Annotated in this window: 24 protein-coding genes; 10 read left to right on the top strand and 14 right to left on the bottom strand. The window is 62.9% G+C overall.

What is annotated here, in order from left to right; genetic code table 11:
- Positions 1-9: 9 nt before the first annotated feature.
- The 5 genes from oadA to ribA all read left to right on the top strand — a co-directional run bounded on the left by oadA (position 10) and on the right by ribA (position 7,024).
- Positions 10-1,806, top strand: coding sequence for a sodium-extruding oxaloacetate decarboxylase subunit alpha (oadA, locus tag ACSHWJ_RS09405; protein ID WP_010961703.1), 1,797 nt, complete (start codon positions 10-12; stop codon positions 1,804-1,806).
- Between the two features lie 13 nt (positions 1,807-1,819).
- A complete protein-coding gene (locus tag ACSHWJ_RS09410) occupies positions 1,820-2,947 on the top strand; it encodes a sodium ion-translocating decarboxylase subunit beta (protein ID WP_017366157.1) in 1,128 nt (375 codons plus the stop codon).
- Positions 2,948-2,997: 50 nt separating this feature from the next.
- Positions 2,998-3,294, top strand: coding sequence for a hypothetical protein (locus tag ACSHWJ_RS09415; RefSeq protein ID WP_218798209.1), 297 nt, complete (start codon positions 2,998-3,000; stop codon positions 3,292-3,294).
- Between the two features lie 346 nt (positions 3,295-3,640).
- Positions 3,641-5,680, top strand: a complete 2,040-nt coding sequence (locus ACSHWJ_RS09420; protein WP_218798208.1) for a thioredoxin domain-containing protein — start codon at positions 3,641-3,643, stop codon at positions 5,678-5,680.
- Positions 5,681-5,803: 123 nt separating this feature from the next.
- Entirely contained in the window at positions 5,804-7,024 is a 1,221-nt protein-coding gene (gene ribA, locus ACSHWJ_RS09425) for a GTP cyclohydrolase II (RefSeq protein ID WP_218798207.1), read from the top strand.
- On the opposite strand, the gene ACSHWJ_RS09430 is transcribed toward ribA, so the two are convergent.
- From ACSHWJ_RS09430 to ACSHWJ_RS09445, 4 genes are all read right to left on the bottom strand, one after another.
- On the bottom strand, positions 6,992-7,228 hold the full coding sequence (locus ACSHWJ_RS09430) for a hypothetical protein (protein ID WP_017366152.1): 237 nt from the start codon (positions 7,226-7,228) through the stop codon (positions 6,992-6,994). The two genes, ribA and ACSHWJ_RS09430, sit on opposite strands and share 33 nt — an antisense overlap.
- Positions 7,229-7,427: 199 nt before the next feature.
- Positions 7,428-8,822 (bottom strand): sigma-54-dependent transcriptional regulator, encoded by a 1,395-nt coding sequence (locus tag ACSHWJ_RS09435; RefSeq protein WP_218798206.1) that lies wholly within the window; start codon positions 8,820-8,822, stop codon positions 7,428-7,430.
- Positions 8,812-10,293 carry a sensor histidine kinase gene (locus ACSHWJ_RS09440; protein ID WP_017366150.1) on the bottom strand — a complete coding sequence of 494 codons (1,482 nt, stop codon included), beginning with the start codon at positions 10,291-10,293 and terminating at the stop codon, positions 8,812-8,814. The genes ACSHWJ_RS09435 and ACSHWJ_RS09440 overlap by 11 nt, the downstream gene beginning before the upstream one ends.
- A 93-nt stretch (positions 10,294-10,386) precedes the next feature.
- The gene (locus ACSHWJ_RS09445) at positions 10,387-12,084 is read right to left on the bottom strand and encodes a SulP family inorganic anion transporter (RefSeq protein WP_432539676.1); all 1,698 of its coding nucleotides are present in this window, start codon (positions 12,082-12,084) and stop codon (positions 10,387-10,389) included.
- A 223-nt stretch (positions 12,085-12,307) separates the two neighbouring features.
- On the opposite strand from ACSHWJ_RS09445, the gene ACSHWJ_RS09450 reads away from it, so the two are divergent.
- The 3 genes from ACSHWJ_RS09450 (at position 12,308) to cysB (ending at position 14,625) form a co-directional block, all read left to right on the top strand.
- The gene (locus ACSHWJ_RS09450; RefSeq protein ID WP_218798204.1) at positions 12,308-13,111 is read left to right on the top strand and encodes an inositol monophosphatase family protein; all 804 of its coding nucleotides are present in this window, start codon (positions 12,308-12,310) and stop codon (positions 13,109-13,111) included.
- A gap of 128 nt (positions 13,112-13,239) precedes the next feature.
- Positions 13,240-13,563 (top strand): ferredoxin FdxA, encoded by a 324-nt coding sequence (gene fdxA, locus ACSHWJ_RS09455; protein WP_010961694.1) that lies wholly within the window; start codon positions 13,240-13,242, stop codon positions 13,561-13,563.
- Between the two features lie 87 nt (positions 13,564-13,650).
- A complete protein-coding gene (cysB, locus tag ACSHWJ_RS09460; protein WP_010961693.1) occupies positions 13,651-14,625 on the top strand; it encodes an HTH-type transcriptional regulator CysB in 975 nt (324 codons plus the stop codon).
- 8 nt (positions 14,626-14,633) lie between these two features.
- Here cysB and ACSHWJ_RS09465 read toward each other — a convergent pair whose 3' ends face one another.
- The 6 genes from ACSHWJ_RS09465 to ACSHWJ_RS09490 form a co-directional block, all read right to left on the bottom strand.
- On the bottom strand, positions 14,634-15,356 hold the full coding sequence (locus ACSHWJ_RS09465) for a phosphoadenylyl-sulfate reductase (RefSeq protein WP_218798203.1): 723 nt from the start codon (positions 15,354-15,356) through the stop codon (positions 14,634-14,636).
- Positions 15,357-15,384: 28 nt separating this feature from the next.
- Complete coding sequence (gene gshA, locus ACSHWJ_RS09470; RefSeq protein WP_017366145.1) at positions 15,385-16,971, bottom strand: glutamate--cysteine ligase; 1,587 nt, start codon at positions 16,969-16,971, stop codon at positions 15,385-15,387.
- A 48-nt stretch (positions 16,972-17,019) separates the two neighbouring features.
- Entirely contained in the window at positions 17,020-17,373 is a 354-nt protein-coding gene (locus ACSHWJ_RS09475) for a DUF2782 domain-containing protein (protein ID WP_010961690.1), read from the bottom strand.
- Between the two features lie 31 nt (positions 17,374-17,404).
- Positions 17,405-18,616 carry a lysophospholipid transporter LplT gene (gene lplT / locus ACSHWJ_RS09480; protein WP_017366143.1) on the bottom strand — a complete coding sequence of 404 codons (1,212 nt, stop codon included), beginning with the start codon at positions 18,614-18,616 and terminating at the stop codon, positions 17,405-17,407.
- Complete coding sequence (locus ACSHWJ_RS09485) at positions 18,613-20,763, bottom strand: AMP-binding protein (RefSeq protein WP_218798202.1); 2,151 nt, start codon at positions 20,761-20,763, stop codon at positions 18,613-18,615. The genes lplT and ACSHWJ_RS09485 overlap by 4 nt, the downstream gene beginning before the upstream one ends.
- A gap of 745 nt (positions 20,764-21,508) precedes the next feature.
- Complete coding sequence (locus ACSHWJ_RS09490; protein ID WP_218798201.1) at positions 21,509-21,724, bottom strand: integrase core domain-containing protein; 216 nt, start codon at positions 21,722-21,724, stop codon at positions 21,509-21,511.
- 312 nt (positions 21,725-22,036) lie between these two features.
- Here ACSHWJ_RS09490 and ACSHWJ_RS09495 point away from each other — a divergent pair, with 312 nt between their 5' ends.
- On the top strand, positions 22,037-22,495 hold the full coding sequence (locus ACSHWJ_RS09495; protein WP_017366140.1) for a gamma-glutamylcyclotransferase family protein: 459 nt from the start codon (positions 22,037-22,039) through the stop codon (positions 22,493-22,495).
- Between the two features lie 430 nt (positions 22,496-22,925).
- On the opposite strand, the gene ACSHWJ_RS09500 is transcribed toward ACSHWJ_RS09495, so the two are convergent.
- From ACSHWJ_RS09500 to ACSHWJ_RS09515, 4 genes are all read right to left on the bottom strand, one after another.
- On the bottom strand, positions 22,926-23,348 hold the full coding sequence (locus ACSHWJ_RS09500; RefSeq protein ID WP_218798200.1) for an exosortase system-associated protein, TIGR04073 family: 423 nt from the start codon (positions 23,346-23,348) through the stop codon (positions 22,926-22,928).
- Between the two features lie 27 nt (positions 23,349-23,375).
- Positions 23,376-24,071: an SDR family oxidoreductase gene (locus ACSHWJ_RS09505; RefSeq protein WP_017366138.1), complete on the bottom strand. Its 696-nt coding sequence runs from the start codon at positions 24,069-24,071 to the stop codon at positions 23,376-23,378.
- A gap of 110 nt (positions 24,072-24,181) precedes the next feature.
- Positions 24,182-24,766, bottom strand: a complete 585-nt coding sequence (gene sodB, locus ACSHWJ_RS09510) for a superoxide dismutase [Fe] (protein WP_017366137.1) — start codon at positions 24,764-24,766, stop codon at positions 24,182-24,184.
- Positions 24,767-24,980: 214 nt separating this feature from the next.
- Entirely contained in the window at positions 24,981-25,439 is a 459-nt protein-coding gene (locus tag ACSHWJ_RS09515; RefSeq protein ID WP_010961682.1) for a YybH family protein, read from the bottom strand.
- 117 nt (positions 25,440-25,556) lie between these two features.
- Between ACSHWJ_RS09515 and ACSHWJ_RS09520 the strand changes: the two genes are divergently transcribed.
- Entirely contained in the window at positions 25,557-26,498 is a 942-nt protein-coding gene (locus tag ACSHWJ_RS09520; protein ID WP_017366136.1) for a LysR family transcriptional regulator, read from the top strand.
- Positions 26,499-26,537: the final 39 nt, after the last annotated feature.

A 26,537-nucleotide genomic window follows, 5' to 3' on the forward strand; every position in this document is an offset into this window, starting at 1 on the left:
AGTTTTTGCATGGCAACCCCTTTGGGCATCACCGACGTGGTCCTGCGCGATGCGCATCAGTCCCTGTTGGCCACCCGGCTTCGTCTCGAGGACATGCTGCCGATTTGTCCCAAGCTGGACAAGGTCGGATTCTGGTCCCTGGAGGCATGGGGCGGCGCGACCTTCGATGCATGCATCCGCTATCTGGGCGAAGATCCGTGGGTGCGCCTGAGAGCACTGAAGAAGGCCTTGCCAAACACCCGGCTGCAGATGCTGCTGCGGGGGCAGAATCTGCTGGGCTATCGCCACTACGCGGACGATGTGGTGGAGAAATTCGTGGAACGCTCGGCCGAAAATGGCGTCGATGTGTTCCGCATCTTCGACGCCCTCAACGACCTCCGTAACTTCGAAAAGGCCATCCGCGCGGCCATCGCCATGGGCAAACATGCCCAGGGCGCCATTTCGTATACGGTGAGCCCCGTGCATACGATCGATATGTGGGTCGATCTGTCCAAGCGTCTGGAGGACATGGGCGCTCATTCGATCTGCATCAAGGACATGGCAGGCCTGCTCAAACCGTATGTCGCCGAGGAACTGGTCGGCCGCCTCAAGCAGGAGGTTGGCGTGCCGATCCACATGCAATGCCATGCGACCACGGGTCTGAGCACGGCCGCCATCGTGAAAGCGGTCGAGGCCGGTATCGACAACGTCGACACGGCGATATCGTCCATGAGTATGACCTACGGCCACAGTCCCACCGAGGCGGTCGTGGCGATCTTCCAGGGACACGAACGCGATACTGGGCTGGACATCCATCTGCTGGAGGAAATCGCGGCCTATTTCCGCGAGGTACGGAAAAAGTACGCCAGGTTCGAGGGCAGCCTGAAAGGCGTCGACAGCCGCATTCTGGTGGCCCAGGTACCGGGCGGCATGCTCACCAACATGGAGAGCCAGCTCAAGGAACAGGGGGCGCTGGACCGTTTCGACGAGGTAATGCAGGAGATACCCAGGGTCCGCGAAGATCTGGGCTTCATCCCGCTGGTCACGCCGACCTCGCAGATCGTCGGTACCCAGGCGGTCTTCAACGTGCTCGCCGGCGAACGTTACAAGACCATCACCAAGGAGACCGCGGGTGTCCTGCGGGGCGAGTACGGCGCCACCCCGGCGCCGGTCAATGCCGAGCTGCAGTCCCGCGTGTTGAAAGGCGACGAGCCGATCACCTGCCGTCCCGCCGATCTCCTGGCACCCGAGATGAAGAAGCTGACGGACGAATTGAAGCGCCTGGCCAAGGAGCATGGGGTAAAGCTGTCCTCCCCGCAGGTCGAGGATGTGCTGACCTATGCGCTGTTCCCCCAGGTCGGCTGGCGGTTCCTCCAGAACCGGGACAACCCGGCGGCTTTCGAGCCGCCGCCAGGTGCCGAGCCCGCCGTCCCGGCAGCCGAGGTCACCAGCGAGGCCGTGGCGCCGGATGGCGCCCGTCTCTACACCGTCACGGTCAACGGCCGCAGTTATCAGGTCGAGGTGGCGCCGGGCGGCGCCATCGGGGCGATCCATTCGGCCTCTGGTACGGCGTCGCCGTCCGCAGCTGCGCAGATCCTCGCCGCGCGGGCCGTCAGCGAGTCGGTCAGCGCGCCGGTGGCGGGGCACGTGCTGCGTATCAACGTCACCGAAGGGCAAAAAGTGGCCGAAGGCCAGGTGGTCGTCGTCATGGAGGCCATGAAAATGGAGACCGAAGTGAGGGCGCGCAGCGGCGGCATCGTGGTCGGCATCGCCGTCAAGCCGGGCGATACCGTCAATACCGGCGACGTGCTGGTCACGCTGGGCTGAGGCGGGCCGATCCATGAGCGGATTCGTCGAATTGTGGAGCAGCACCGGCCTGTCCAATTTCCAGTGGGGGCAGGTCATCATGATGACGGTGGGGTTCCTGCTCATCTATCTCGCCATCCGCAAAGGCTTCGAGCCTTTGCTGCTGCTCCCCATCGGCTTCGGTGCGGTGCTCAGCAATATTCCGGTGGCCGGCATCGCCGAAGAAGGCGGGCTGCTCTCGTATCTGTATTTCGGCATCAAGTCCGGCATATTCCCGCTGCTGATCTTCATGGGAGTGGGGGCCATGACCGACTTCGGTCCCATGCTGGCCAACCCCAAGACCCTGCTGCTGGGAGCGGCCGCTCAGTTCGGCATCTTCGGCACATTGTTCGGTGCGCTGGCGCTGAACCTGGTGCCCGGCCTCCAGTTCGGCTTCAGGGATGCGGCCGCCATAGCCATCATCGGCGGGGCCGACGGCCCGACTGCCATTTACGTCGCCTCCAGGCTCGCGCCGGACCTGCTCGGCGCCATCGCCGTCGCGGCCTATTCCTACATGGCCCTCGTGCCGTTGATCCAGCCACCCATCATGCGCGCCCTGACCACGCCGGAGGAGCGCCTGATCGAAATGTCGCAGCTGCGCGTGGTGGGCAAAACCGAGAAGATCATTTTCCCGGTGGTATTGTTGATCCTGACCGCTTTGCTGCTGCCCTCCGCCGCGCCTCTGATCGGCATGTTCTGCCTGGGCAACCTGATGCGCGAATGCGGTGTGGTCGAACGCCTGAGCAAAACGTCCCAGAACGAACTAATCAACATCGTTACGATCTTCCTGGGGCTGTCGGTTGGTTCCAAGCTGAGTGCCAATGCCTTCCTCCGCCCGGAGACCTTGGGGATTCTCGTGCTCGGCGCGATTGCCTTCGGCTTCGGCACGGCTTCCGGGGTGTTGATGGCGAAGCTGATGAACCGCTTTACTCTCCACAAGATCAATCCCCTGATCGGCGCCGCAGGCGTTTCCGCCGTGCCGATGTCGGCGCGGGTGGCCAATAAGGTGGGCCAGGAGAGCAATCCCCACAACTTCCTCCTGATGCACGCCATGGGCCCGAACGTGGCCGGCGTGATCGGCTCCGCCGTGGCGGCGGGCGTGCTGCTGGCGCTGGTTCAGTGATCCTCGCGAATTGCGCTCTTTCGGGAGGCCGTTGATGCAGCGCGCCGTTCGTGGCGCCTCGGTTCTCGAATAGTTCCACCGTCGTCACGCCGGTCCATTTCGATGCCTGTTTCCATTGGCTGAAGGACGACGGCACCCATGGAGGCGGCATCCGGGAGTTGCCGGACGCGAAAGCGGGCAAGAAGGCGGGATTGCCGGATGAAGCCGTCGTGCCGACCTTCGATGGCGGTTACGCGAGCTTCTACCACTCCGTGTTTTTCGCTGCTGAAATGGCGATCCCGCCCCATCGCGCCGGTGGGATCGTGGACGGATCCGCCGGATGGCGGCGCCGTGGCGCCGGCCGGTGACTTCGTGCTCAGGCGCGAATCTCTGCCGGGCTGGGAGCAGGTGCGGGAACGGGCGTTCCGGGCTGGTTGAACTCGCCTCCCTCGGCTTACGACACGCCGCGGGGATTGCAGGGGAAATCCCCAGGGCAACCTGGAGTCCGCCGGCGTGACCCGGATCGACGGTCCGGCTTCGAAAAGCGACGAACCGGACGAGGCCTGCCGCAAGCGCATCTTCGGATGCCGGGGCTCGTATCACCCGGCTGCAGGGCCGAGGGCCGGAAACAGAGCTTTGAATCCCAGTAGGATACTCAGGAATACGGAGGAACTGATACACTGGGACTTCCCCCGCCGAAGAGGCCACCTCAGCATGCCCGACCCACAGCGTTCCAACCGCCTGGCAGGAGAGACCAGTCCCTACCTGCTGCAGCATGCTCACAATCCGGTGGATTGGTATCCGTGGGGACCGGAGGCTCTGGAAGAAGCCCGCCGTTCCGACCGGCCGATCCTCCTGTCCATCGGTTACTCCGCTTGCCACTGGTGTCACGTCATGGCGCATGAATCGTTCGAGGACGAGGCGACGGCGGAAGTCATGAACCGGCTGTTCGTCAACATCAAGGTGGACCGGGAGGAGCGGCCCGATCTCGACCGTATCTACCAGACCGTCCACCAGCTGCTCTCACGGCGGGGCGGGGGCTGGCCGCTGACGGTATGCCTGAATCCGCACGATCTGGTGCCGTTCTTCACCGGCACCTATTTCCCCAAGGAACCGCGCTACGGCATGCCGGCCTTCGTGTCCGTGCTGCACCATCTGGCCGCCTTCTATGCCGAGCACCGGGGCGATCTTGCCCGGAACGGCCAGGTGTTGCGCGAGGCACTGGAGGCCATGGGTCGTGAAGGCGATGGTACTCTGATGCCGGATGCGGGGCTGCTGGCGCGTGCAACGCAGGCACTGCGGACGAGTTTCGATGCCAGCCACGGCGGATTCGGCGGGGCGCCCAAGTTCCCCCGCACGGCAGACCTCGAATTGCTTTTGCGTTCGGATGGCGAGGGTGTCGAGATGCTTCGCACGACGCTCGACGGAATGGCGCGGGGCGGCATCTACGATCACCTCGGCGGCGGCTTCGCCCGCTATTCGGTCGACGAACGCTGGGAGATTCCCCATTTCGAGAAGATGCTCTACGACAACGGTCCCCTGCTCGAACTGTACGCCCGAATGGCGGCGCAGACCGGCGATCCGGCCTATGCCGTCGTTGCGACCGGAACCGCCGAATGGGTGATCCGGGAGATGCAGTCCCCGGAGGGGGGGTACTACGCGGCGCTCGATGCGGATTCGGAGGGCGGGGAGGGCCGGTTCTACCTTTGGGATCGCCAGGAAGTCCAGGGGCTGCTGTCTGCGGATGAGTACCTCGTGTTTTCCCTTCGTTACGGGCTGGATGGGCCGCCGAATTTCGAGGGCCATTGGCATCTCCGCGTCGCCCGGTCCCTGGAAGCCGTCGCGGCAGCAACCGGGAAGGGCGGCGATGAGGTGATGCGGCTGCTCGAATCGGCCAGGACTCGCCTTCGCCGGGTGAGGGAGCAACGGGTCCGGCCGGGCAGGGACGACAAGGTCATCGCCGCGTGGAACGGCCTCATGGTCCGGGGCATGACCGTGGCCGGGCGCCTGCTGGGACGGGCGGATTTCATGGAGTCTGCGGACCGGGCTCTCGGCTTCGTGCGCCGGACCATGGACGCCGGTGGCAGGCTCATGTCGGTTTACAGGGACGGGCGGGCGCGGTTTGACGCCTATCTCGACGACCACGCCTTCTTGCTGGATGCAGTGCTGGAGATTTTGCAGACGCGCTGGTCTACGGACGACCTGGAGTGGGCGGTCAGCCTGGCCGACCGCTTGTTGGAGCGTTTCGAGGATGCCGAACACGGCGGCTTCTTCTTTACTGCCGCCGACCATGAAACGCTCATCCAGCGGCCCAAACCCTGGATGGATGAGTCCATGCCTTCTGGCAACGGCGTCGCGATCCGTGCGCTGATCCGGCTCGCCGGGCTGACCGGCGAGTCGAGGTATGCCGATGCGGCCGAACGGGGACTGCGGGCGGCGCATGGCGCGATGGCCCGTTATCCGCATGCCCACTGTGCCTTGATGAACGCCGTCCGGGAATGGCTCACTCCGCCGCCGCTGGTCATCCTGAGGGGCGGACGTGAAGCGCTGAAGCAATGGTGCGCCAAGGCGCGGGAAGCGGCTCCCGAAGCGCTGGTCTATGCCATCCCCTCCGATGCGGTCGGGTTGCCATCGGCACTGGCGGCGCGGATGCCGGGTCCGGGCGGGCCCGTGGCCTATGTCTGCCGCGGGCGAGTCTGCGCGGCGCCGACGGATTCGCTCGGTACGTTGAACGAGATCCTCTCGGCGGGCTGACCCGCCGTCCTGCCCTTGGCATGCATTGCCGAACTTGTGTATAAGCGTAGATTTCTACCCTGAGCGCGCTTGCCGGATCCTGGTTCCGGTGCCGCTCGGCCGCACCCGTAACCCACCGCCTGCATGAAAACCCGGACTTTCCCCGTCGTTCACGAACTCGTCAGCACCCGCCTTCCCAACCGATTCGGTGACTTCGTCATCCATTGCTACGGCGGGGCGCAGGATGGCAAGCAGCATCTGGCCCTAGTGAAGGGCGAGGTTCGGGGGCGAGAAGGCGTGCTGGCCCGAGTCCACTCCGAATGTCTGACCGGCGATGTGTTCGGTTCGCGCCGCTGTGACTGCGGTGAGCAGCTCGAACTGGCGCTCCGTGCGATCGGCGAGGCGGAATGTGGGGTGCTGCTGTATCTGCGCCAGGAAGGCAGGGGCATCGGCCTGGTGCAGAAACTACGGGCCTACAATCTGCAGGACGAAGGTCTGGATACAGTGGAGGCCAATCTGCGCCTGGGCCATCAGGCCGATGAGCGCGACTACCATGTCGCGGCCCGTATGCTGGAAGACCTCGGTGTGAAGAGCGTGCGGCTGATGACCAACAATCCCAAGAAGATCGACGAACTGCGTCGCTACGGTATCCCCATCGCTGCCCGGGTGCCGATCGAAGCGCCCAGCCATCCGGAGAACGTCCGCTATCTCCGGGCCAAAGTCGAGAAAATGTCGCACATGCTGTCGTTCGAGCGGAAGCGGCCGCGTTTTCCGTTCCTCGATGCCCTGTGCGAACACCAGAGCGAAGGTCCGGTTTCGCCAGGGCGGCCGTTCGTGACGCTGAGCCGGGTCCAGAGTCTGGATGGCGGGGATGCGCCGACGGCAGGGGCCGAGGCGTGCGAGCTGGCCGGCGCTCTGCGGGCCGTTCACGAGGGAACGCTGACGGCGTCCGGTCCGGCACTGCGGCTCACCGTGCGCGGCGGTCGGAAAGCCCCCGTAAATTTCGCCATGGCCGGCACGCCGTCTGCCGTCGGTGATGTCGTCGCGATACCCGCGGACGCCCGGGGTGACATCGACCTTGCCGCGGTGCTGGCGACCATACTCGGCCTCGGGGTGCGTACGCTGCTGGTCGAGGGTGATGCCGGCTTGTCTGGCCGTTTCCTCGACCAGGCGCTGGCGGATTACTGCGTCATCACCGTGGTACCCGAGTTCCAAGGCGGCAGCGGCAGCGGGAGCGGTGGCATTGGACGCGGTGCCTCCCGGATCGCCGCTTCCGGCTGCCAGACGCTGGGGCGTGATCTGGTCGTCTACGGCTCCCTGCGTTCCGAGCGGTCAGAAACGCCGGCCGTACTCCCCTCGGACTGATTCCGGCCGATCATAGAGTGCCAGTGCCTGGACCTTGAGCAGGCGCAAAGCCGTCCGGTCGCCGTACCAGGTACCGGAGGCAGGATCCTGCCATTCGATCCGGTACGAAGTCGCGGACCTCAGCTTGCGGCGTTTCCAGCCGCTGCCCCACAGTATCAGGAAGGTCATGGCCTTGTGCAGGCGGCTTGCGGTGGGCGTGGTCATCGGCATGTCCTCCGGTCGTCGGTGAAGGCGAGGCCGTTCCCTGGCGCGGCGGTCCTTGTCCGACATCAAGCATATCCCGTGCCGTCGGGACCGAGCCTTGAGAATCCGAAGATGACGAGCTTTTGTGAGGGGTTCTCCGTGTTTCGTGCACCTTAACCGTGCAGCCGGTTGTCGGGAGTCCGACAAGGCCGCGGGCGGTTCAGGCGGTTTCCTTGAGGCCGTACTTGCGGATGCGGTAGCGCAGGGTTTCGCGGGTGGCACCCAGCGCCCGCGCCGCGGCGGTAACGTTGCCGCCATAGCGTTCGAGCGTGGTGCGGATGATGTAGCAGTCCATGTCGTCCAGTGCCATGCTGCCGTCCAGGGGCAGCACGATGCATTCGGTTCCCGGCGCCACCGGCGAAGGGTGCGGCGCGTTGCCGTGTCCCGGCAGTTGCAGCCATTGCGCCGGGAACACGGGGCCGTCGGCGAACAGCACGCAGCGCTCGATGACGTTGCGCAGTTCGCGGACGTTGCCGGGCCAGTCGTAGTTCCGGAGCAGGTTCCATGCTTCGTCGGAAACGACTTTCACCTGCTTTCCAGCCTTGGCGTTGAATTCAGCGATCAGCAGCGGCACCAGTTCTTCCAGATCCTGCTTGACCTGACGCAGGGGCGGCAGTTGCAGCCGGAAGACGCTCAGCCGGTGAAAAAGATCGCTGCGGAAGCTCCCGTTGCGCACCATCTCTTCCAGATCGCGGTTGCTGGCAGCCAGGATCTGGACGTCGACGCTGATTTCCTTTTCCGAGCCCAGCCGGCGGATCTTGCGGTCTTCGATGGCTTTGAGCAGCTTGGCCTGCAGGTCGAGGTGCATTTCCCCGATCTCGTCCAAGAACAGGGTGCCGCCGTCGGCCTGCTCGATGAGGCCGCGGTGACGGCCGATGGCGCCGGTGAAAGCACCGGCCTCGTGACCGAAAAGCTCGGATTCGAGCAGGTCGTGGGGGAGGGCGGCACAGTTGAGTTCGATCAGCGGTTGCTGGGCGCGTTTGCCCGAATAATGCAGGATGCGGGCGACCAGTCCCTTGCCGGTGCCGCTTTCGCCTCCGATGATCAGGGCGCTGAACGGCACCCGGGTGAGACGCTCCAGCATGTCGCGTACCCGCTGCGCGGCTTCGCTGCGGCCCACGTAGGCTTCCGGCGAATAGCGGCGGTGCCGTTCCTGCGCCTGTTCGAGCAGACGGCGCTGCGCCTGGGCGGAGCGCGTCGCGCTGGCGACCACCAGGTCGAGACGTTCGAGTTCGCAGGGCTTTTCCAGGAAGTCGTAGGCTCCCAGACGGAGGGCGCGCACCGAATCCGGCACGCTGCCGTAGCCGGTCAGCAGCAGCCATTCCGACGTGTTGCCCTGGCCGCGCATTTCCTCCATGAGGTCCAGTGCGTTGCCGTCCGGCAGGCTACGGTCGGACAGTACCAGCAGCGGGTCGACCGCTTTCTTGGTGAACAGGTTGCGCGCTTCGGCCAGCGTCTTGGCCCAATCGACGTCCCAGCCGGCCCTTTCGTAGTGCCGGACCAGTTCCGAGCCGAGCAGTTTCTCGTCTTCGATGATCAACAAGCTATAGGCCATGGGCGGGTTTTTCTCCGGCGGAAACGATGTGGCGGGGGATGATGAGTGTGCAGCGGGCACCTCCCTCGGGCCGGTTGGCCAGATCCATCCGGCCGTTCACCTCGCGGATGAAGCGCTGCACCATGGCAAGGCCCAGACCGGTGCCGCCGGGGCGGCCGGTTCCGAACGGGCGGACGCCATGTTTCAAGATTTCTTCCGAAAAGCCAGGACCGTTGTCGCAGACCTGGATGATCAGTTGTTCGCCTTCGGTGTGCACTTTGATGCCGATCTCGCCGGGTGCCGGCCCGATGGCCGAGGCAGCGTTCAGGATCAGATTCAGCAGAGCCTGCCGCAAGCTGCTGTCCGGCAGATGGCAGGTCAGCCCGTCCGGAACTTCGTAATTCAGTGCGATATGGGAAGGAACCTGGTAGCGCGTCAAAGCCACCAGATCGTGAAGCATTGGGGCCAAGTTGAAATCCCGCGCTGGAGCCGGCGTATGCTTGCCCTGAGCGAGCAGGTCGTTGAGCAGCCGGCCCATCCGTTTGAGTTCGTCGATGATGAGTTCCAGCCTCTCGACATGTTCCGGGTTGCCCATTTCATTCTTGAGGTTGCTGCAACTCATCTGGATGCCTGCCAGAGGGTTGCGCAGTTCATGTGCGATGCCGGCGGCGAGTTCACCCAGCGCGGCGAAGCGTTCCGCCCTTGCGAGACTGTACTGCTGTTCAAGGAGGGCCTGGGTGGCGGCGCGTACGTCCGCTTCGAGGGATTCGGCATAGCGCCGCTTGGTGTCCTGAAGTTCGGCGAGCTGGCTCACCATTTCGTTGTAACTGGTGAAAACCGGCAAAAGCACCGGGTCCAGATTGCGAGTGGCGATCGGCGAGAAGTCTTCCAATGCGATTCGAGACAGCAGTTCCCGCAAGTTCCGCAAGGGGGTGAGGATGCGGCGGGTCAGGAACAATACGGTCACCAGCAGGATGGCGGCCAGCGTCAGGCTGGCCAAGGTGACTTCGCTGCGGGTATTCGCGCTGATGTCTTCCAGCAATTCTTCCCGGCGGGCGGTTTCCGCATCCAGCATCTCACTGATCGCCTGGAGCGCGAGCAACAAGCGGGTTCGGCGGGGCCGCGGGCCCAACTGGGCGAGCAGGGGATCGGCGAGATAGGTTTCGACGGTTTGGAGCTTGCGCGGTGTGTCGGGATCGAAATGCTGATCGGACTGGCGGAGCTGATTGAGGTCGCGGGCAAGGGTGTCGAAGCGTCCAGGCTGGATTGCCCTTTCGTTGTCCTGCAGGGAATCGGTCAGGGCCTTTTGGAGGTCCAGGCCGGTCTGCATGATGCGGTGAGCGTAACTGACATGGGCGCGGATGGTCTCGAACCGGTCGAGGTTGCGCCAGATCATGCCGACCAGCACGGCGAGGATCAGCACGAGCAGGCCGAGGAGAGCCCAGCCGCGAAGCTGGGCTGCACGGTAAACCAGAGGTTTCACGACGGACATGGGGAATGAGGGCTGGGGAGGATTATAGCCCAGACCCTTTATCGCTCCAGCGCCTGCAACGGCCGCCGGCGTCGGTTCCGGGAGCCCGCGTGTTCAGCCGGTTTGCCCGCCGAGTTTGACTTTGTCGGCGGCCTTGGCCTGCGGTTTGCGTTTTCTCGCGGCCAGCGGATGATTCGAATACGGCACGTGGGACTCGAGGCCCCTTATCTCGCAGCGGCCGTGTCGCTGCACATAGTCGTGCCGGAAATGGTCGATGAACTCCATGACGGTGTGGTCGATGAAATCGGCCTTCGACAGGTCGAAGATGACCGTTTTCCCCACGGGCAGATCCGCGACTTCGCTCTTGAGCGCGATGAAATTGGAGAAGATCGCAGAGCCGTCGATATGGATCACGAAGGTGCCGGCCGGATGCTCTTCGACGCGGTAGGAAATCTTGAGGAGATGCTTGGGGTGAACGCCCCGCAGCATGTGGATGACCAGTTTGGTGAAGATGCCGATGCCGACGCCGACCAGGAGATCCGTGGCAAGCACCCCGAAGATGGTCACCACGAACAGTGTCAGCTGCTCCCAGCCGATGTCCATGGTTTTGGCGAATTCCCGGGGTGATGCCAGCCGGAAGCCGGTGTAAACCAGCAGCGCCGCCAGCGAAGCCAGAGGAATCTCGTGGATCACGTGCGGAAACAGCGCGACGAACAGCAGCAGGAAAGCGCCGTGGAAGAAATTGGCCCAGCCGGTCTTGGCTTCATTGGTGATGTTGGCCGAACTGCGGACGATTTCCGCGATCATTGGCAGTCCCCCGATCATGCCGCAAAGCAGATTCCCGACCCCGACGGCCGTGAGATCACGATTCAGGTCGGAATAGCGTTTATAGGGATCGAGCTTGTCTACCGCCACCGCGCTGAGCAGTGTTTCCAGGCTGCCCACCAGACAGATGCTGATCACGGCTCCCCAGAACTCCGCCGTCCAGACTTTGGAAAAGTCCGGGAAATAGAAGCCTGCAGTGAAATCTTCCGGAATGGTCACCAGGAACTTGGGGCCGACGGTATATTCATGGTGCGGCAAAATGGGGTTGTCGGGATGGAACATATAAATATGTTCATGATCCAGGTCGAAATACTTGCCGAGGGCCATCCCGGCGATCACGACCAGCAGCGGCGCCGGCACCATCTTCAGATGGCGGCTCCGTATCAGCGACCAGGCGATGAGGATCAAAAGACCCACAGAGCCGATCAGCGTGATTTCCGGGTTGGGATTGAGCAGGCTGTGGGGGATCTCGGCGATCGTCGCCAGGAGATCGTCGCTGGCGGCTTCCGGTTTGACGCCAACCATGACGTGGATCTGCTTGGCCATGATGATGATGCCGATGGCGGCGAGCATGCCGTGGACCACCGAGGCGGGGAAATAGGCGTTGAGGCGTCCCGCTTTGAACAGGCCCAGCACGATCTGTAGCACCGAAGCCACCACGATGGCAGCCAGGGTACAGCGATAGCCCTGCATCGCATCCCCTTGGCCCAGCGTCTGCGTCGCGGCGAGGATCACCACGATGAGCCCGGCTGCGGGGCCGTTGATGGTCACATGGGAACCGTTGATACGGGATACCAGCAGACCGCCCACCACCGCGGTAATGATCCCGGCCATCGGGGGAAAGCCGGAAGCCATGGCGATGCCGAGGCACAGCGGCAGAGCGATCAGGAAGACCAGAAAGCCGGAGACCAGATCGTTTCTCCAGTGGGCTTGCAAGCCGGCGATACCGCCCAGCGGCATGCTATCGGCGATCGTCGATGTGTTCATGGCGGTCTCGTCTGAGGTACGGAGTTTGTGGTTTCATGTGAAGCAAAGACCACGCCATGTTCTGAGTCGGCGGAAGGTGGACTGATGACGGGCGCTTGGCGGTTTACACCGGCGCGAGTGGTTGGCAGCACCCACGATGAGGGGTGGTTATCCACCACCGGCCGTTTTATCCCCCGATTTTTCGCATAAACTTGCCTGAACGTTAGAGAGGACTGAGCGGAAAATGTTTCCCGAAATCGCAACCCTGGAGACCTTGCTGAGAGATGTCGCCCGCGAGGAACTGCTCCCCCGTTTCGCCCGCGCCCAGCGGTCGGTCAAGCCCGACGGCAGCATCGTGACGGAGGCCGATCTGGCGGTACAGGAGCGGTTGGCCGGAGAGCTTCGCAAACTGACACCCGACGTCGAGGTGCTCGGGGAAGAAATGAGCCGGGATGAGCAAGAGAGCCTCGTGGCGCGTGCCGGCGCCGGCCTGTGGTGTCTGGATCCCCTGGACGGGACCAGCAATTTCGCCGCTGGAATTCCGTTCTTCTCCATATCACTGGCCTTGATCCGGGAAGGGGGTTCGGTGCTCGGTCTGGTGTACGATCCGGTGCGCGGCGAATGCTTCGTCGCCAGCGCTGGCGAGGGGGCCTGGGTGAACGGCGAGCGCCTGTTGCCGCGGCGTGTCGGCCTGTCCCTGCGGCGCTGCATCGCCGTGGTCGATTTCAAGCGCCTTGATCGTGCCTTGAGACGCCGGCTGGTGGACGAGCCGCCATTCAGCTCGCAACGCAACTTCGGTTCCACGGCCCTCGAATGGTGTTGGCTGGCGGCGGGCCGTTACCATCTTTACCTGCACGGTGGCCAGAAACTGTGGGACTATGCGGCTGGCATGCTGATTCTGGCCGAGGCCGGCGGCCGGGCGACACGTCTCGCCCGGGAGGTGTCCGTCGCGGCGGACATGGGGGTGCGGTCCGCCGTGGCCGCTCTGGATCCCGATCTGTTCGGCCAGTGGGTGGCGTGGCTCGGTGCAATGCCGGGGGAGGAGTGAGCCCGGGTTTTGGGAAAAAGGGGGCGGGCATGTAAAATGCGTGCCCACGATGCGGGACCGGATGTGGCCGCTCCCGGAATGACAACGCTTCACTCAAGCGAACGACCCTCACCTTTAGGATTGCTCACATGACCTTTGTTGTGACCGAAAACTGCATCAAATGCAAATACACCGATTGCGTTGATGTCTGCCCGGTGGATTGTTTTCACGAGGGCCCCAATTTTCTCGTCATCGATCCCGACGAATGTATCGATTGCACGCTGTGCGAGCCCGAATGTCCCGCCCATGCGATCTATTCGGAAGACGAACTGCCGGAAGGACAGGAGCAGTTCATCCAGTTGAACGCCGAGCTTTCCAAGATCTGGCCCAGCATTTCCGAGGTGAAGGAGGCACTGCCGGATGCCGACGAGTGGAATGGCAAGCCGGACAAACTGCAGTATCTTGAGCGCTGACCTTTCCGTACAAGCTTCGCCTCACCCGCGCGCGTCTTCGCTCAACCGGCGTGAGGCGCGGGCGGACCTGATTTCCGGGGTTCGGCGGTGAAGCTACAGCAACTGCGTTACATCTGGGAGGTCTCTCAGCACGATCTCAACGTTTCCTCGACGGCGGACGCCTTGTTTACGTCCCAGCCGGGTATCAGCAAGCAGATCAAGCTGCTGGAGGAGGAGCTGGGAATCTCCATCTTCGCCCGCAGCGGCAAACATTTGACCGAGATCACGCCAGCCGGCAAATACGTCGTGGAACTCGCTGGACAGATTCTCAGCAAGGTTCAGGACATCCGCAGCGTCGCCCAGGAATTCCGTGACAACCGGGTCGGTTCGCTATCCATTGCCACCACCCATACCCAGGCTCGCTATGCCTTGCCGCCGGTGGTGCGTGAATTCATGCAGCGTTATCCGGGTATCAAGCTCAACATGCATCAGGGCACGCCTGTGCAGATCGCCGAGGAGGCATCACGCGGTCTGGTGGATATCGCCATCGCGACCGAGGCGATCGAACTGTTCGGCAACTTGGTCATGCTGCCCTGCTACCGATGGAACCGGATCGCTCTGGTTCCAAAGGGACACCCCCTGACCGAAAAGCCGGGCCTGACCCTGGAGGACCTCGGCGAGCATCCTTTGGTCACTTATGTCTTCGGCTTCACCGGTCGGTCGCATCTGGATCAAGCGTTCAACAGGGCGGGTATCAAGCCGCGGCTGGCCCTGACCGCCGTCGATGCCGACGTCATCAAGACCTATGTACGGCTGGGACTGGGGGTCGGCATCATCGCCAGAATGGCCTACAACCCCGAGACCGATGCGGATCTGGTGGCGCTCGATGCTTCGCATCTGTTCGAAAGCAGCGTGACCAACATCGGCCTGCGGAGGGACATTTTCGTCCGCGGCTTCCTCTACGACTTTATCGAGCTGTTCGCGCCGCATCTGACCCGCGAGGTGGTGGACCGGGCGCTGAGCACGCGCGAACCCAAGGAACTGGAGGCTTTGTTTGCCGGGCTGACGCTGCCCGTGCGGTAGTAGGGGGGTCAAACCCTGGAAGCGTCGCCAATGTGCAGGCCGCATTCCTTCTTGAGTGCATCCTCCCACCACCAGCGGCCCTCGCGTTCGTGTTGGCCCGGGCGGACCGGGCGGGTGCAGGGTTCGCAGCCGATGCTCACATACCCTTTGAGATGCAGGGCGTTGAACGGTATTTCGCAGGCCGTGATGTAATCCCATACCTGGGCGGAAGTCCAGGCGGCCAGCGGATTGAATTTCACGAGGGGGTGATGTCCAGTCGCAAAAGCTGGATCGGCTTCCACTTCAGGGACCGCCTGCCGGGTCGGGTTCTGGTCCCGGCGCTGACCGGTGATCCATGCATCGAGCGTCGCCAGCTTGCGGCGCAAGGGCCGGACCTTGCGGATTCCGCAGCATTCCTGATGACCGTCGCGGTAGAAGCTGAACAGTCCTTTTTCCCGCACCATTGCTTCCAGTTCCGCGGCGTCCGGTGACAGCACGTCGAGGCGGACGGCAAAGCGCTCGCGTACTTCTTCGATGAAGCGGTAGGTCTCCGGATGCAGGCGTCCCGTGTCCAGGGTGAAGACCTCGATGCCCGGTCGCAACCGCGCTGCCATTTCCACCAAAACGACGTCTTCCGCTCCGCTGAACGATACCGCGATCCGCTGGAAGCGGCTCAATGCCGTTTCCAGAATGGTGCGGGGGGAGCGGCCGGCCAGTTTGGCCTGGAGCGTGTCGATCTCGGTCTGCGTCATGAGGGTCGCGGAGGCGCTTGTGAGCTTGTCAGGTTTGGGCGAAATAGTGCTTCAGATAGTCGGCGAAGGCCAGCGAGTCGCCCGCCTCGACGGATTCCTGTTCCGCCAGCGACGTTTCGGCCATGCGTCGCATGGCCTCGGCCTTTTCGGCGGGCAGCGAAGGAGGGCTGCGCAAGCTTTCGGCGTGTTGCAGCGACAGGCGCTGCGCGAATTCGGCGAAGGATTCGTGATTGCCCCGCATCTCCCGCAGCATGCGGGCCGAAGGCAGACACTGTTCGGGATTGGCGATCGCCACGTACTGGTGCTCCAGGGCGGCGGAAAACACCCCCCCGGTCGAATCGCCATCCAGCGCCGCTGCGATCGGTGCCATGGATTCGCACAGTTCCTTGGCCCAGGCTCGAAGATCCACCGCGGTATTGTCCCGGATCAGCGTCATGCCCGGGGTGCGCCCGCAACAAGCGGTGGCCAGCATGTTGTTGGCCGAGGTCTTCTTCTCCTCGGTGCTCATCGGGGGGCTGGCGGCGAGCAGGGACAGCAGCATGAAGATCTCCAGGAACCGCAACTGCTCGAGACTGATGCCGGCCGGATGGTAGCAGTTCAGGTCCACGGAGCGCAGTTCGAGATAACGGACGCCACGTTTCTTCAGTGCCAGGGTGGGCATTTCGCCGGAGCGGGTGATCTGCTTCGGTCGTACTGTACTGTAATACTCATTTTCTATTTGCAGAATGTTGGCGTTGAGCTGACGGTATTCGCCGTCCACCTCGACACCGATGGCTTGGTAGGGCGCATAGGGCGTCGATATGGCGTGGCTGAGATCGCGGACGTAGTCTTCGAGCCGGTTGAAGGAAATGTCGAGGCTTGCCTGGTTGTCATTGCGGTACCCGATGTCGCTCATACGCAGCGAAGTGGCGTAGGGACGGTGCCAGGTCGTGGGATCGAATTCAGTGAAACTCGACGCGAGCGGCGTCTCCCGCCCCGCGAGGAAGGACTTGGACAAGGCGGGTGATGAACCGAACAGGTACAGGATCAGCCAGCCGAAGCGCTGGATGTTGCGCACCATGCCGAAATAGCGGTCGGCGACGAATTCGGCCAGGGAACGGCGGTCGGCGGCCATGGCCTGTAGAACCGGCCAGAGTTCTTCACTCACCGAGTAATTGAAGTGGACGCCGGCGATGGCCTGCATGGCCCGGCCGTAGCGGTAGCCCAAGCCGCGCCGGTAGACGTGTTTCATCCGGCCGATGTTGGAGTTGCCGTAGCATGCGATCGGGATGCTCTCGTCGCCTTCGATCCGGCAGGGCATCGAGGTCGCCAGCAGCAGTTCGTCGCCGATATTGGCGTGAACGAAGCGATGGAGATCCTCCATTGCCGCCAGAGTGTCGGCGCTGTCCTCGAAAGGCGGGGTGATCAGTTCGATCAGTGCCTCGGAATAGTCGGTGGTGATGGCGGGATGGGTCAGAGCCGAGCCCAGTGCCTTCGGGTGGGGCGTGCGTGCGATTTCGCCGGCGGTAGTGATCCGCAGGCTTTCCTTCTCCAGCCCTTTCAATCCTTTTCGCAGCAAATGCACCTGCCCGGCGCGGGCAAGCTGCTCGAGCCGCGAGTCGATGAGTTTTCTCACGCGCGGAAATCCTAAAAAAGGCGTGTTGCAGTGATCGTCAGCGGCGGTTCACCAACTGAACAGGACCCATTGCGGGATGTCCATGCTGCGGGCCATGTCGGTCGTCCGGACATCCATGTTGCCATCGCCGTCCTTGTCCATCATGACATAGGGCGGACCGATCTTGGGCTTGACCTTGATCATGTAGAGTCTGCCATTGATCCGGTATTCCTCGTAGAGGTCTTCGCCCTTGCGCATGATGGTCACGTCCGGTTCCAGCTCCTCTCCGCTTTGAACCGGACTCGGGATGTCGGGCGGATCGGGTACCGGCTGGAGATCCCCGCCCTCGGGCGAATCGATACCCCACGCAAGCGGCGCAAGCAGCAGGAGCAGTACAGGCAGTCGGCGGGTCGGGAAGGGCATGGATGATTGAAGGTCTGATGTCTTCAGAGTGTTAATCATAGTATAGATTCGGTCCCGTCGCTGCTTTGCCGCCGGGGTTTCCGTCGTCCGCTGCCTGGGAAGGGAGTCGGACCGCTATCCGGACGACGCTGCAAAGCACCATGACGCCCATGGTCAGCAGCACCAGGACGGGATCGGCGCCTCGTGCGGCCGCCGCGGTATAAAGGCCGACGGCGACGAGCATGGCGCCATTCAGGAAAAAATTCTGGATGGCCACGGCGATGCCGGCGCCGACGCCGCGGTGGCCGATGTCCTGGATGGCGGCGTTGAGCGGCACTACGAAGAAGCCGCCGGCGACGCCGATGCCGAGCAGGGCGCCACGGGCCGGCCAGGGTTCGGATGAGGCTGCGAGCAGGCCGAGCATGAGCGCCAAAGCATAGCCCGCATAGCGGCTGCGGTGGAGTTCCGCCAATGGAATCCAGCGCGGGGCGAGGGCGGCACCGATGATGATGCCGATGGCGGTGAACAGTGTCAGCTCGGCGATGTCCGTGGCGGTCCGGGTGTGCAGTACTGCGGGCGCCCAGGCGACCAGGACTACCCGCAACGTCGCGGCGGCGGCCCAGAACATGGCGAGTCCCAACAGTACCATCCGTGCGCGCCGGGATTTCAGCAAGGACCGGCTCTGGAGGATGAGTTGGCGGACGGCGGACGCTTCGGCCGTGTGACGCGCCGGCAGCCTGGGCAGCAGCAGCCCTGCCAGGACCGAGAGCAGGAAGCAGCCGCAAATGACTGCCAGGGCTGCCGGGATCGACTGGTCGGCTATCTTGGCGCCACCGACGGTTCCGAGGAGGATGGCGGCGATGGTGGCTCCCTCCACCCAGCCGTTGGCCTTGACCAGATGATCCGCGTCGGCGATTTCGGGTAGGATGCCGTATTTGGCGGGGCTGTACAGGGCTGCACCGGCGCCGACCAGCGAGTAGGCGATCAGTGGCTCGATCCCGGCCAGCAGCAGGCATCCCCCTGCCGTTTTGATCAGATTGGCGACGATCAGGACCCGGGGTTTGGGCAGCCGGTCGGCCCAGACGCCGACCCAGGGGGCAAGCGTCACGTAGGCGATCAGAAACACGCTCTGCAGGGCCGGGACGTACCAGTCTCCATGGGTACCGCTCTGCAGCACGATGGCGATGACGGTGAACAGGATCGCGTTGTCGGCGAAGGCGGAGAGAAACTGGGCGATGACCAGCGGTGCGAGTCCATTGATCATGCCCCGGTCTCCGCCGCCAGCAGGGCGGTGAGCGCCGGGTAGTCGATCTTGCCGGAGCCGAGCAGCGGCAGGGCGGGCAGCATCCGGATCCGTTTGGGCAGGTACAGTTCGCCCAGCCCTTCGGCCCGTGCCCGCTCGAAAAGCAGGGTTCGGTCGGCCAGCGGCTGGTCGGTGGCCAGTACGATCTGCTCGCCTTTGCGGGGGTCGGGGAGGCTGACGGCGGCATGCCGGGCGTCCGGCCACACCCTGGACGCCAGTTCCTCGATGACTGCCAGCGATATCATTTCGCCGCCGATTTTGGCGAAGCGTTTGGCCCGCCCCTTGATGGTGACATAACCATGCTCGTCCACGCTGACGATGTCGCCGGTGTCGTACCAGCCGGGGCCGAAGCACGAGGCCGGCGGTTCGATCCGGCCCGGCGCATGTGCATGGAGATAGCCGAGCATGACATTGGGGCCTTTCACATGCAACCGTCCACCGTCGGCGATACCTTCCACCGGTTCCAGCGCATATTCGATGCCTGGCATGAGGCGGCCGACCGTGCCTTCCCGGTAATGCATCGCCGTGTTGGCCGCCAGAACCGGGCTGGTTTCGGTGACTCCGTAGCCTTCCATGATGCGGATGCCGAATTTGTCGGCCCAGAGTCTGCGGGTTTCGGGCTGTACCTTTTCGGCCCCGGCGAACACGTAGCGGATGCTGTAGAAGTCATAGGGGTGCGCATGCTTGCCATAGCCATATAGGAAGGTATTGGTCCCGAACAGGATGGTGGCGTTGATGTCGTAAGCCACCTCGGGAATGATCCGATAGTGCAGCGGGGAAGGATAGAGGAACACCCGCGTGCCCGACAGCAGGGGCAGTAGGGTACCGGTGGTGAGGCCGAAAGAGTGGAAAAGGGGCAGGGCGTTGAGGATCACGTCCTGCGGACCAAAATCCACGCGGGCGGCGAACTGTTCACGGTTGGAGAGCAGGTTGGCGTGGGAGAGCGCAACGCCCTTGGGCGGTCCTTCCGAGCCCGAGGTGAAGAGGATCACCGCCGGAGAATCCGCCGATGCCCGGTCGCGCCGGCCGTAATCGGCCAGGCGTCCTTTCACGAACGCCCGCAGCTTGTCCAGTGCCGGAATGTCGCCGAAGACCTCCTCCAGGTAGATCACCCTGACTCCGCTTTCGAGCTGGGCGAGGGTGTCCCCCAATTTGGCGGCATCGATGAAACGCCGCGAGGTCAGGACCGTCCGGATGGCGGCCGTCTCGCAGGCCCCCCGTAGGACCGAGACTCCGGTGCTGAAGTTGAGCATGGCGGGGATGCGGCCGGCATGCTGCAGTCCCAGAAGCGTAACCACTGTGGCGATGGCGGTGGGCAGCAGGATACCTACCGTTTCGCCCGTTTCGGTCAGGCATTCGAGTTTTTCACTGGCGAACAGTGCGTGGGCGATCAGGCGGTCGTAGCTCACGGGCTTGCGCTCGACGTCTTCGAGCACGAGGGTTTTGCCGCCGTGCACCTTGCGGGCATCGAGGAGGGCCGAGAACAGGGTGCCGCGGTGATTGCCGGTGGCAAACATCATCTCGCTCATGATGTCCGAGAGGGCCAGGCCGGCATGGCGTCGGCGCTCCTCGGCCTGAGCGTCCGTTGGGGGGCTGATCGTCCGCGGCGGCAGGATGTTGATGCTGATCGGGGGTAGCCAGCGCAGCCGGACCACACCTTTGAGGCGGGAGAACGGCGTGTACTGGGCACCGTCGATACGTACCGGCAGTATCGCCGCGCCGGCCTTGTCCGCCACCAGACCCGAGCCGTCATAGATCTTCATCAGGGAGCCGGTAACGGTGATGCGGCCCTCCGGGAACACCACCGCTTTCCGGTCGCGGCGCAGGTGATGGGTCAGAGTCTTGACCGACATGGGATTGGTGGGGTCCATCGGGAACGTCCGGACCCAGCGCAGAGCCGGTTTGACCCACCAGGACTCGGCGATGCGGGTATTGATCGCGAAGGTGATTTCGTCCGGCAGAAAGGCCCAGAGCAGAATGGGGTCGAGGAACGAGGTGTGGTTCGAGACGATGAGCACCCGCGGTCCTGCGCTGTGAAAATGTTCGATGCCCTTGACCTGGACCCGGTAAAGGGTTTTGAGTAACAGTCGGATTATCGGCTTGATCATGAGGGGCTGGATTTTGCCGGCAGGGATTGGGTTTGCTCGGGTTCGGAAAACGCCGGGAATTTCTGGGGGAGAGTGGGATAAACGGGAAGTCCCGGAACGTCAAAACGAAAAAACGTTTCTCATGACGCCACGACGCAAATCAGCCGATCGCGGCCTGAATGTGCTCCTCGCCAATCGCGGCGATCTTCCTGCCGGTCGGCATCGGACAGACCGAGGAAGGGCCGGGCGGGGATGTCGCTCCAGGGGATCGGCGCGTCACGGCGGGAGGTTCCGGCGGTAGGGCTCTGACAGCGGCGCCCGCTTCGAGCCGTCCGAGGCTTCTCCCGCGGCGAAGCGCTCGTCGTGGGACCGTTCCAGATGAGCGCCGATGCCGTGGAGTGCGGGTTCCGAAGCGGATCGGTGGCGTCGATGCAGCCTGGAATCGGGTGGCAGCTGATGGTACCCCGTCCAATTGCATCGTCCGTCGGCGCCTGAACGGTCACCGCGTCTGGCCCACGGACCTCGCCAGTCTTTTGATCCCGAGAAAAGTCGAGGGGCTTCAAAGTTCGTGGATTCGACGGTTCCAGGTGAAAGCCATGGAACATAACGAAATAGGACCCCTCTCACCAAATTGAACAGCTCTCGATCACGCTCGAGGATTCCCGTAAACCGGGTTACGCGGCGTCAACACCGACCCGAATGACATCGTCAAGACTTCGAGAGCGCCCCGGTCATCGTATTCCTTCCCGAAATAGGGATCAATATATCAGTGTACCGTCCGCAGCTGATTGGAAGCGGCCTTCCGTATGGCATGAGACTGTCGGGCTTCCCGGGATGACAGGAAGCCCGGTTTCTCCAGGCGCCGATGGTGATCGTAGCGATCCCTGAACTCGGAGACGGCCTGCCGCACCTCTTCGAGGTCGCGGAAGAGGCTGCCATGAATGGCCTGTTCCTTCAGCGTCCGGTTGAAACGTTCCGCCACTCCAACCGGACGATCGGCACCGCCAGCTCGCGCGCGACAGGGGTGGAGGTTCGGGGGGAGAAATACGCCCATAGGGAGGAGCTGGCTCGGGCGATCGATGGAAGGATGGTCATCTGGGTGAACGGTATCCCAGCGAGGCGTGACGTGCACGAAGGGCTTCCGACGACACACGTCGACATCCCTTGCTCAGGCGGTGGATACAAGCGATCCAGCAGTTCGAGCGGCGAACCCATCGTTCGGAGCTGGGCGTGATCTGTGCGGCACGTGCATGGCTCATGAGGTTATCATGTTTCCCCGCGCGCAAAATCGCGCATGGACGGTTTATCTCACAATTACGTGTTCATTCGTCGCACGCAGCTTCAAATTTCGTTGTTCGCTTATGGCACTCTGCAATTGCCGGAGGTGATGGCCGCCGTGACGGGGCGGACTTTCGCTGCCGTACCGGCATGGCTGTTTGACCATGCCCGCTACCGCCTGCGCCACCGCATCTATCCGGGTTTGCGGCGCGAAACCGGGGCAGTCACCGCCGGCACCCTGTTTCTCGGTCTCGATCCGCAGGCTCTGGCCCGTCTGGACCGTTTCGAAGACGGTTTCTATACAAGGACCGGGGTCATGGTTTCAACGGTCGAGCTGGGTTGTCAGCCGGCCCAGGTTTATCTGATCCCCCCCTGCAGCGAGCATCTGCTGGTTTATCGCGGCTGGAGCCTGGACGATTTCATCAGGACCCATGCCTCTGCCTATGTCCGGCGCTGCCGCCGGCAGTTCCGCTGACGAACATGGCGCTCCGCGATCCTGGATGATGCCGTATCGGCAAGGAGGCTGATTTGCACCTCGATCTGCACCCGGCGGGGGCGCTACGAGGAGGCGTCGAATGATCGCAACGGTTCGCCATGGCCGATCCTCACACCCCGGGCCTTGCATGTCTTGCTTTTCAAAAGGATGAGAATAGATGGCAGGCTGTGGGGTTGTGGGCAAAGAAGCGCGCGGTGGGCGGGGCGATGCGTCGTCCGCCGCAAGTGCATTGTCCACAACCCTTGGCGGTTGGATGCGACAGCCCGTCCAGCCCTGGGGACGCCAGGCCCGCGGGAGAGCGCCGAGCGTCGCACCGTGTCTCACTGACAGGCCGAACGTTCGTTTGGGTCACTGTAGTCCACATTTCGGCGAAGAACCGCTTCGTGTGGTTTCATGGTCGACGCCCCGCTCACATCTTCGAATAGGGCGAGGTAGCCGGGGCTGGAGCCGGCTTCGGGTTCTTTAAGGTTCCAGAGGCGAATGCCGGGCCATAGCTGGTTTCGTCGGAAAATTTCTGCCAGACGAATTCAGGGTGGGCGATCGGCTGGGTTGGCACCGGGAATGTGAGGAAGTCCACGGCGCCGGTAAGCGTACGGCCGGCCGTGTGCAGCAACCCCTTGAGCAGGCCCCCGGAGATGCCGAACAGGACGTTGATCTGGTTACTGGTGTTGATCATGTTCTTGGGGATTTCCAGCCAGCCCAGGGTCAGGTTCGACAGGCCGCTGCCCAGTTTGAGCGTCGTGGTGGTGCCATAGTCGTCGGCCTGCGCCGACGGGACGGCGGCACCGAGGCAAAGCAGCGCGAGCAAGGCGGGAAGCGGTTTATTTGGCATGATGGCTTCCTCGAGGTTGAAGACCGGTTACCACGGCAGTTCCCTGCCGTCGAAGTTCATGAAGCGTCCGGACAGGGCGGGGGTGTATTGGTCGATGATCCGCCGCATGCCGGTGATGCTTTGCTCGACGGTCGTCGTCGCCCCTGGTCCGCCCATGTCGGTCAATACCCAGCCGGGGTTGAGGATCAGTACGCCTATACCGAGCGGTTTGAGGTCCAGAGACAGGCTCTTGAATGCGGCGTTCAGCGCCGCCTTGCTGGAGCGGTAACAGATCGCGTTGCCGCTGGTGTTGTCGCCCATGCTGCCCATCAGGCTGGTGATGCCCACGATCAGCTTGCGGCTCCCGCGTCTTAGGTGCGCCAGGAAGCTCTCCGAAAGTTTCACGGGCGCCAGGGTGTTGGTCTTGAGGACGTCCTGCCATAGCCCGTAATCGATGCTTCCAAAACCGTTGCCGGGTTTGTCGCCGTAGACGCCGGCGTTGTTGATGAGGACGTCGAGCGGTTGGTCGGCAAGGGCCGAGGCCAGCTGATCGATCGCAACGAAATTCCGCACGTCGATGGCATGGATCGCCAGATGCTCGTAGCGCTTGGCCAGTTCGCGCAGCTCGGGGGCCTCATGGGGGGCACGGCAGGTGGCGATCACTCGCCAACCGGCGTCGAGGTACTGGCGGGTGAATTCGAGGCCGAGCCCGCGGTTGGCACCGGTCACCAGAACGGAAAGCACGGTTGGTCTCTCAGGTGGTGGATGTCATGGATGCGGATTCTATTACACCGGCGGGCACGAAAAAGCCCTCGTCCTCCTGGACGAGGGCCTGCTTATGCTCCCGCGGGGCTTCAACCGGCGAAATTGGCTGCGGCGAACTCCCAGTTCACCAGGTTCCAGAAGGCTTCCAGGTATTTCGGACGGGCGTTCCGGTAATCGATGTAGTAGGCGTGCTCCCACACGTCGCAGGTCAGCAGAGGCGCCTGGTCCGAGGTGAGCGGGCAGCCGGCGTTGCTGGTGCTGACCAGTGCCAGGCTGCCGTCGGCATTCTTCACCAGCCAGGCCCAACCGGAGCCGAAGGTGGTCACCGCGCACTGGGTGAACGCTTCCTTGAACTTCTCGAACGAGCCAAAGCTCTTGACGATGGCCTCGGCCAGCGCGCCGGTGGGTTCGCCGCCGCCGTTCGGCGAAAGGCTGTTCCAATAGAACGTGTGGTTCCAGACCTGGGCCGCATTGTTGAAGACGCCACCCGCGGGTGCTTTGCGGATGATCTCTTCCAGGGACAGGTTTTCATACTCGGTGCCCGGGATCAGGTTGTTCAGATTGGTGACATAGGTCTGATGGTGCTTGCCGTAGTGGTATTCCAGCGTTTCCGCCGAAATATGCGGCTCCAGGGCGGTTTTGGCATAGGGTAGAGCAGGCAGTTCATGGGTCATGGCGAGTCTCCTTGTAGGGGTGTGGAAAATCATCACCTGAATGGCGGGGAGCCTTCGGGCGGAAAAATCCCGGGTATTTTACTAAGGAAAGCGAACCTTGGCAGCCGCCATCAAGGGTTGAAATTCGGGGCCGGGAGCGTCTGGCCTGGGGAAAGCAAAAAACGAGCTTCAGGGGAAGCTCGTTTTGCGCAAGAAGGAGTCGGCTTTTCCGGTGTCAGCCGCGGGATCGTTCCGACCACTGCTGAACCTGGGCTTTCCAGGTGCCGTCGCTCTGGCGTTTGAGCACGCTGTACAACACGCCGTCGTAGTGATAGCGGAGCGTCTGGCGTGAATCCTGCAACGTCTTCAGGTCGGAGAGGGTGGTGGTCGTGACGATGGTGTCGTCTTTTTCGCCTTTAACATCTACGATATCGATCTTAAAGGCGCCCTGGTCGATCAAGGTTCGCCAGAAGTTGCGGATTTCGCCCAGATCGCGGGAGACTTTTCCGTTCGGCTGCACCAAAATGGCATCACTCGTGTACAGGGAAACGATTTCATCGACCTTGCCATCCGCGAACGCCTGGTTCCACTCGGCGGCGTTGTTGGCGGCGATGGTCCGGATGTCTTCCTGTGCCCATCCGGGGGTGGTCAACAGGCCCAAGAGGGCCGTCAGCGAGAAGATTTGAGTACGCACGGGGTTCTCCATGGTCAGTAGGGTTTGGACTGACTATAGGAAACCATGCCATGGTTTACAATATCCAATAAAATTTACGAATTGTTTCAATAAATAGAACTTTAGTCGGGACAGGACATGGACAAACTCACAAGCATGGTCGTATTCACCAAGGTCGCGAAAGCGGGAAGCTTCGCGGCTGCGGCCAAGGAACTGGGGCTGTCGCGGGCCATGGCGACCAAGCACGTGATGCAGCTCGAAAACAGCTTGGGGGTGCGGCTCTTGAACCGGACCACGCGTCACTTGAGTCTGACCGAGGTCGGTATGGTCTATCTGGAACGTTGCCTGCAGATCCTGGACGACCTGGAAGAGACCGAGCTGGCCGTGACGCGTCTGCAGACGGAGCCCCGCGGGACGCTCAAGCTCAATGCTGCACCCTTTTTCGGCGCCTACCATCTGGCGCCGGCGATTGCGGCCTACCTCGAAATCTATCCCGACGTCAACGTCGAGCTGGTGCTGCAGGCGGGTTATGTCGATCTGGTGGAAGAAGGGTTCGATCTCGCCATTCACCTGGACGAGCTGCGCGACTCCAGTCTGATCGCCCGCAAACTGGGAACGTCCCAGCGCATCGTCTGCGGCGCGCCAAGCTATTTCGAGAAACGCGGCGTGCCCAAGACGCCGGAAGACCTCAAGAAGCACAACTGCCTGAGCAATTCCAGCCTGCCGCCGCGCGACCAGTGGCAGTTCGTGTCGCAGGACGGCAAATCGACGGTCATCAAGGTCTCCGGAACCTTGGAGGCGAACTCGGCGGATGCCCTGCGCATGGCGGCGATCAGCGGCCTGGGCCTGGTTCTGCTGCCGACCTACATGGTCGGCCAGGACATCCGCAAAGGGCGGCTTCAGGCGGTACTGACCGATTACGTGCCGGCGGCGGCGGACATCCATGCCGTTTACCCGCACCGCAAGCATTTGTCGGCCAAGGTGCGTACCTTCGTGGACTTCCTCCATGAGCGGTTTCATCCCACGCCCTATTGGGAAGAGTGGATGCATCCCGAAAGCGGGGAAATGGGCGGCCAATGAATCCCGAGGATGGCCAAGAGTGAGAGTTTTCTGCCCGGC

The organism is Methylococcus sp. S1M, from assembly GCF_051295855.1.
Taxonomy (GTDB): domain Bacteria; phylum Pseudomonadota; class Gammaproteobacteria; order Methylococcales; family Methylococcaceae; genus Methylococcus; species Methylococcus capsulatus.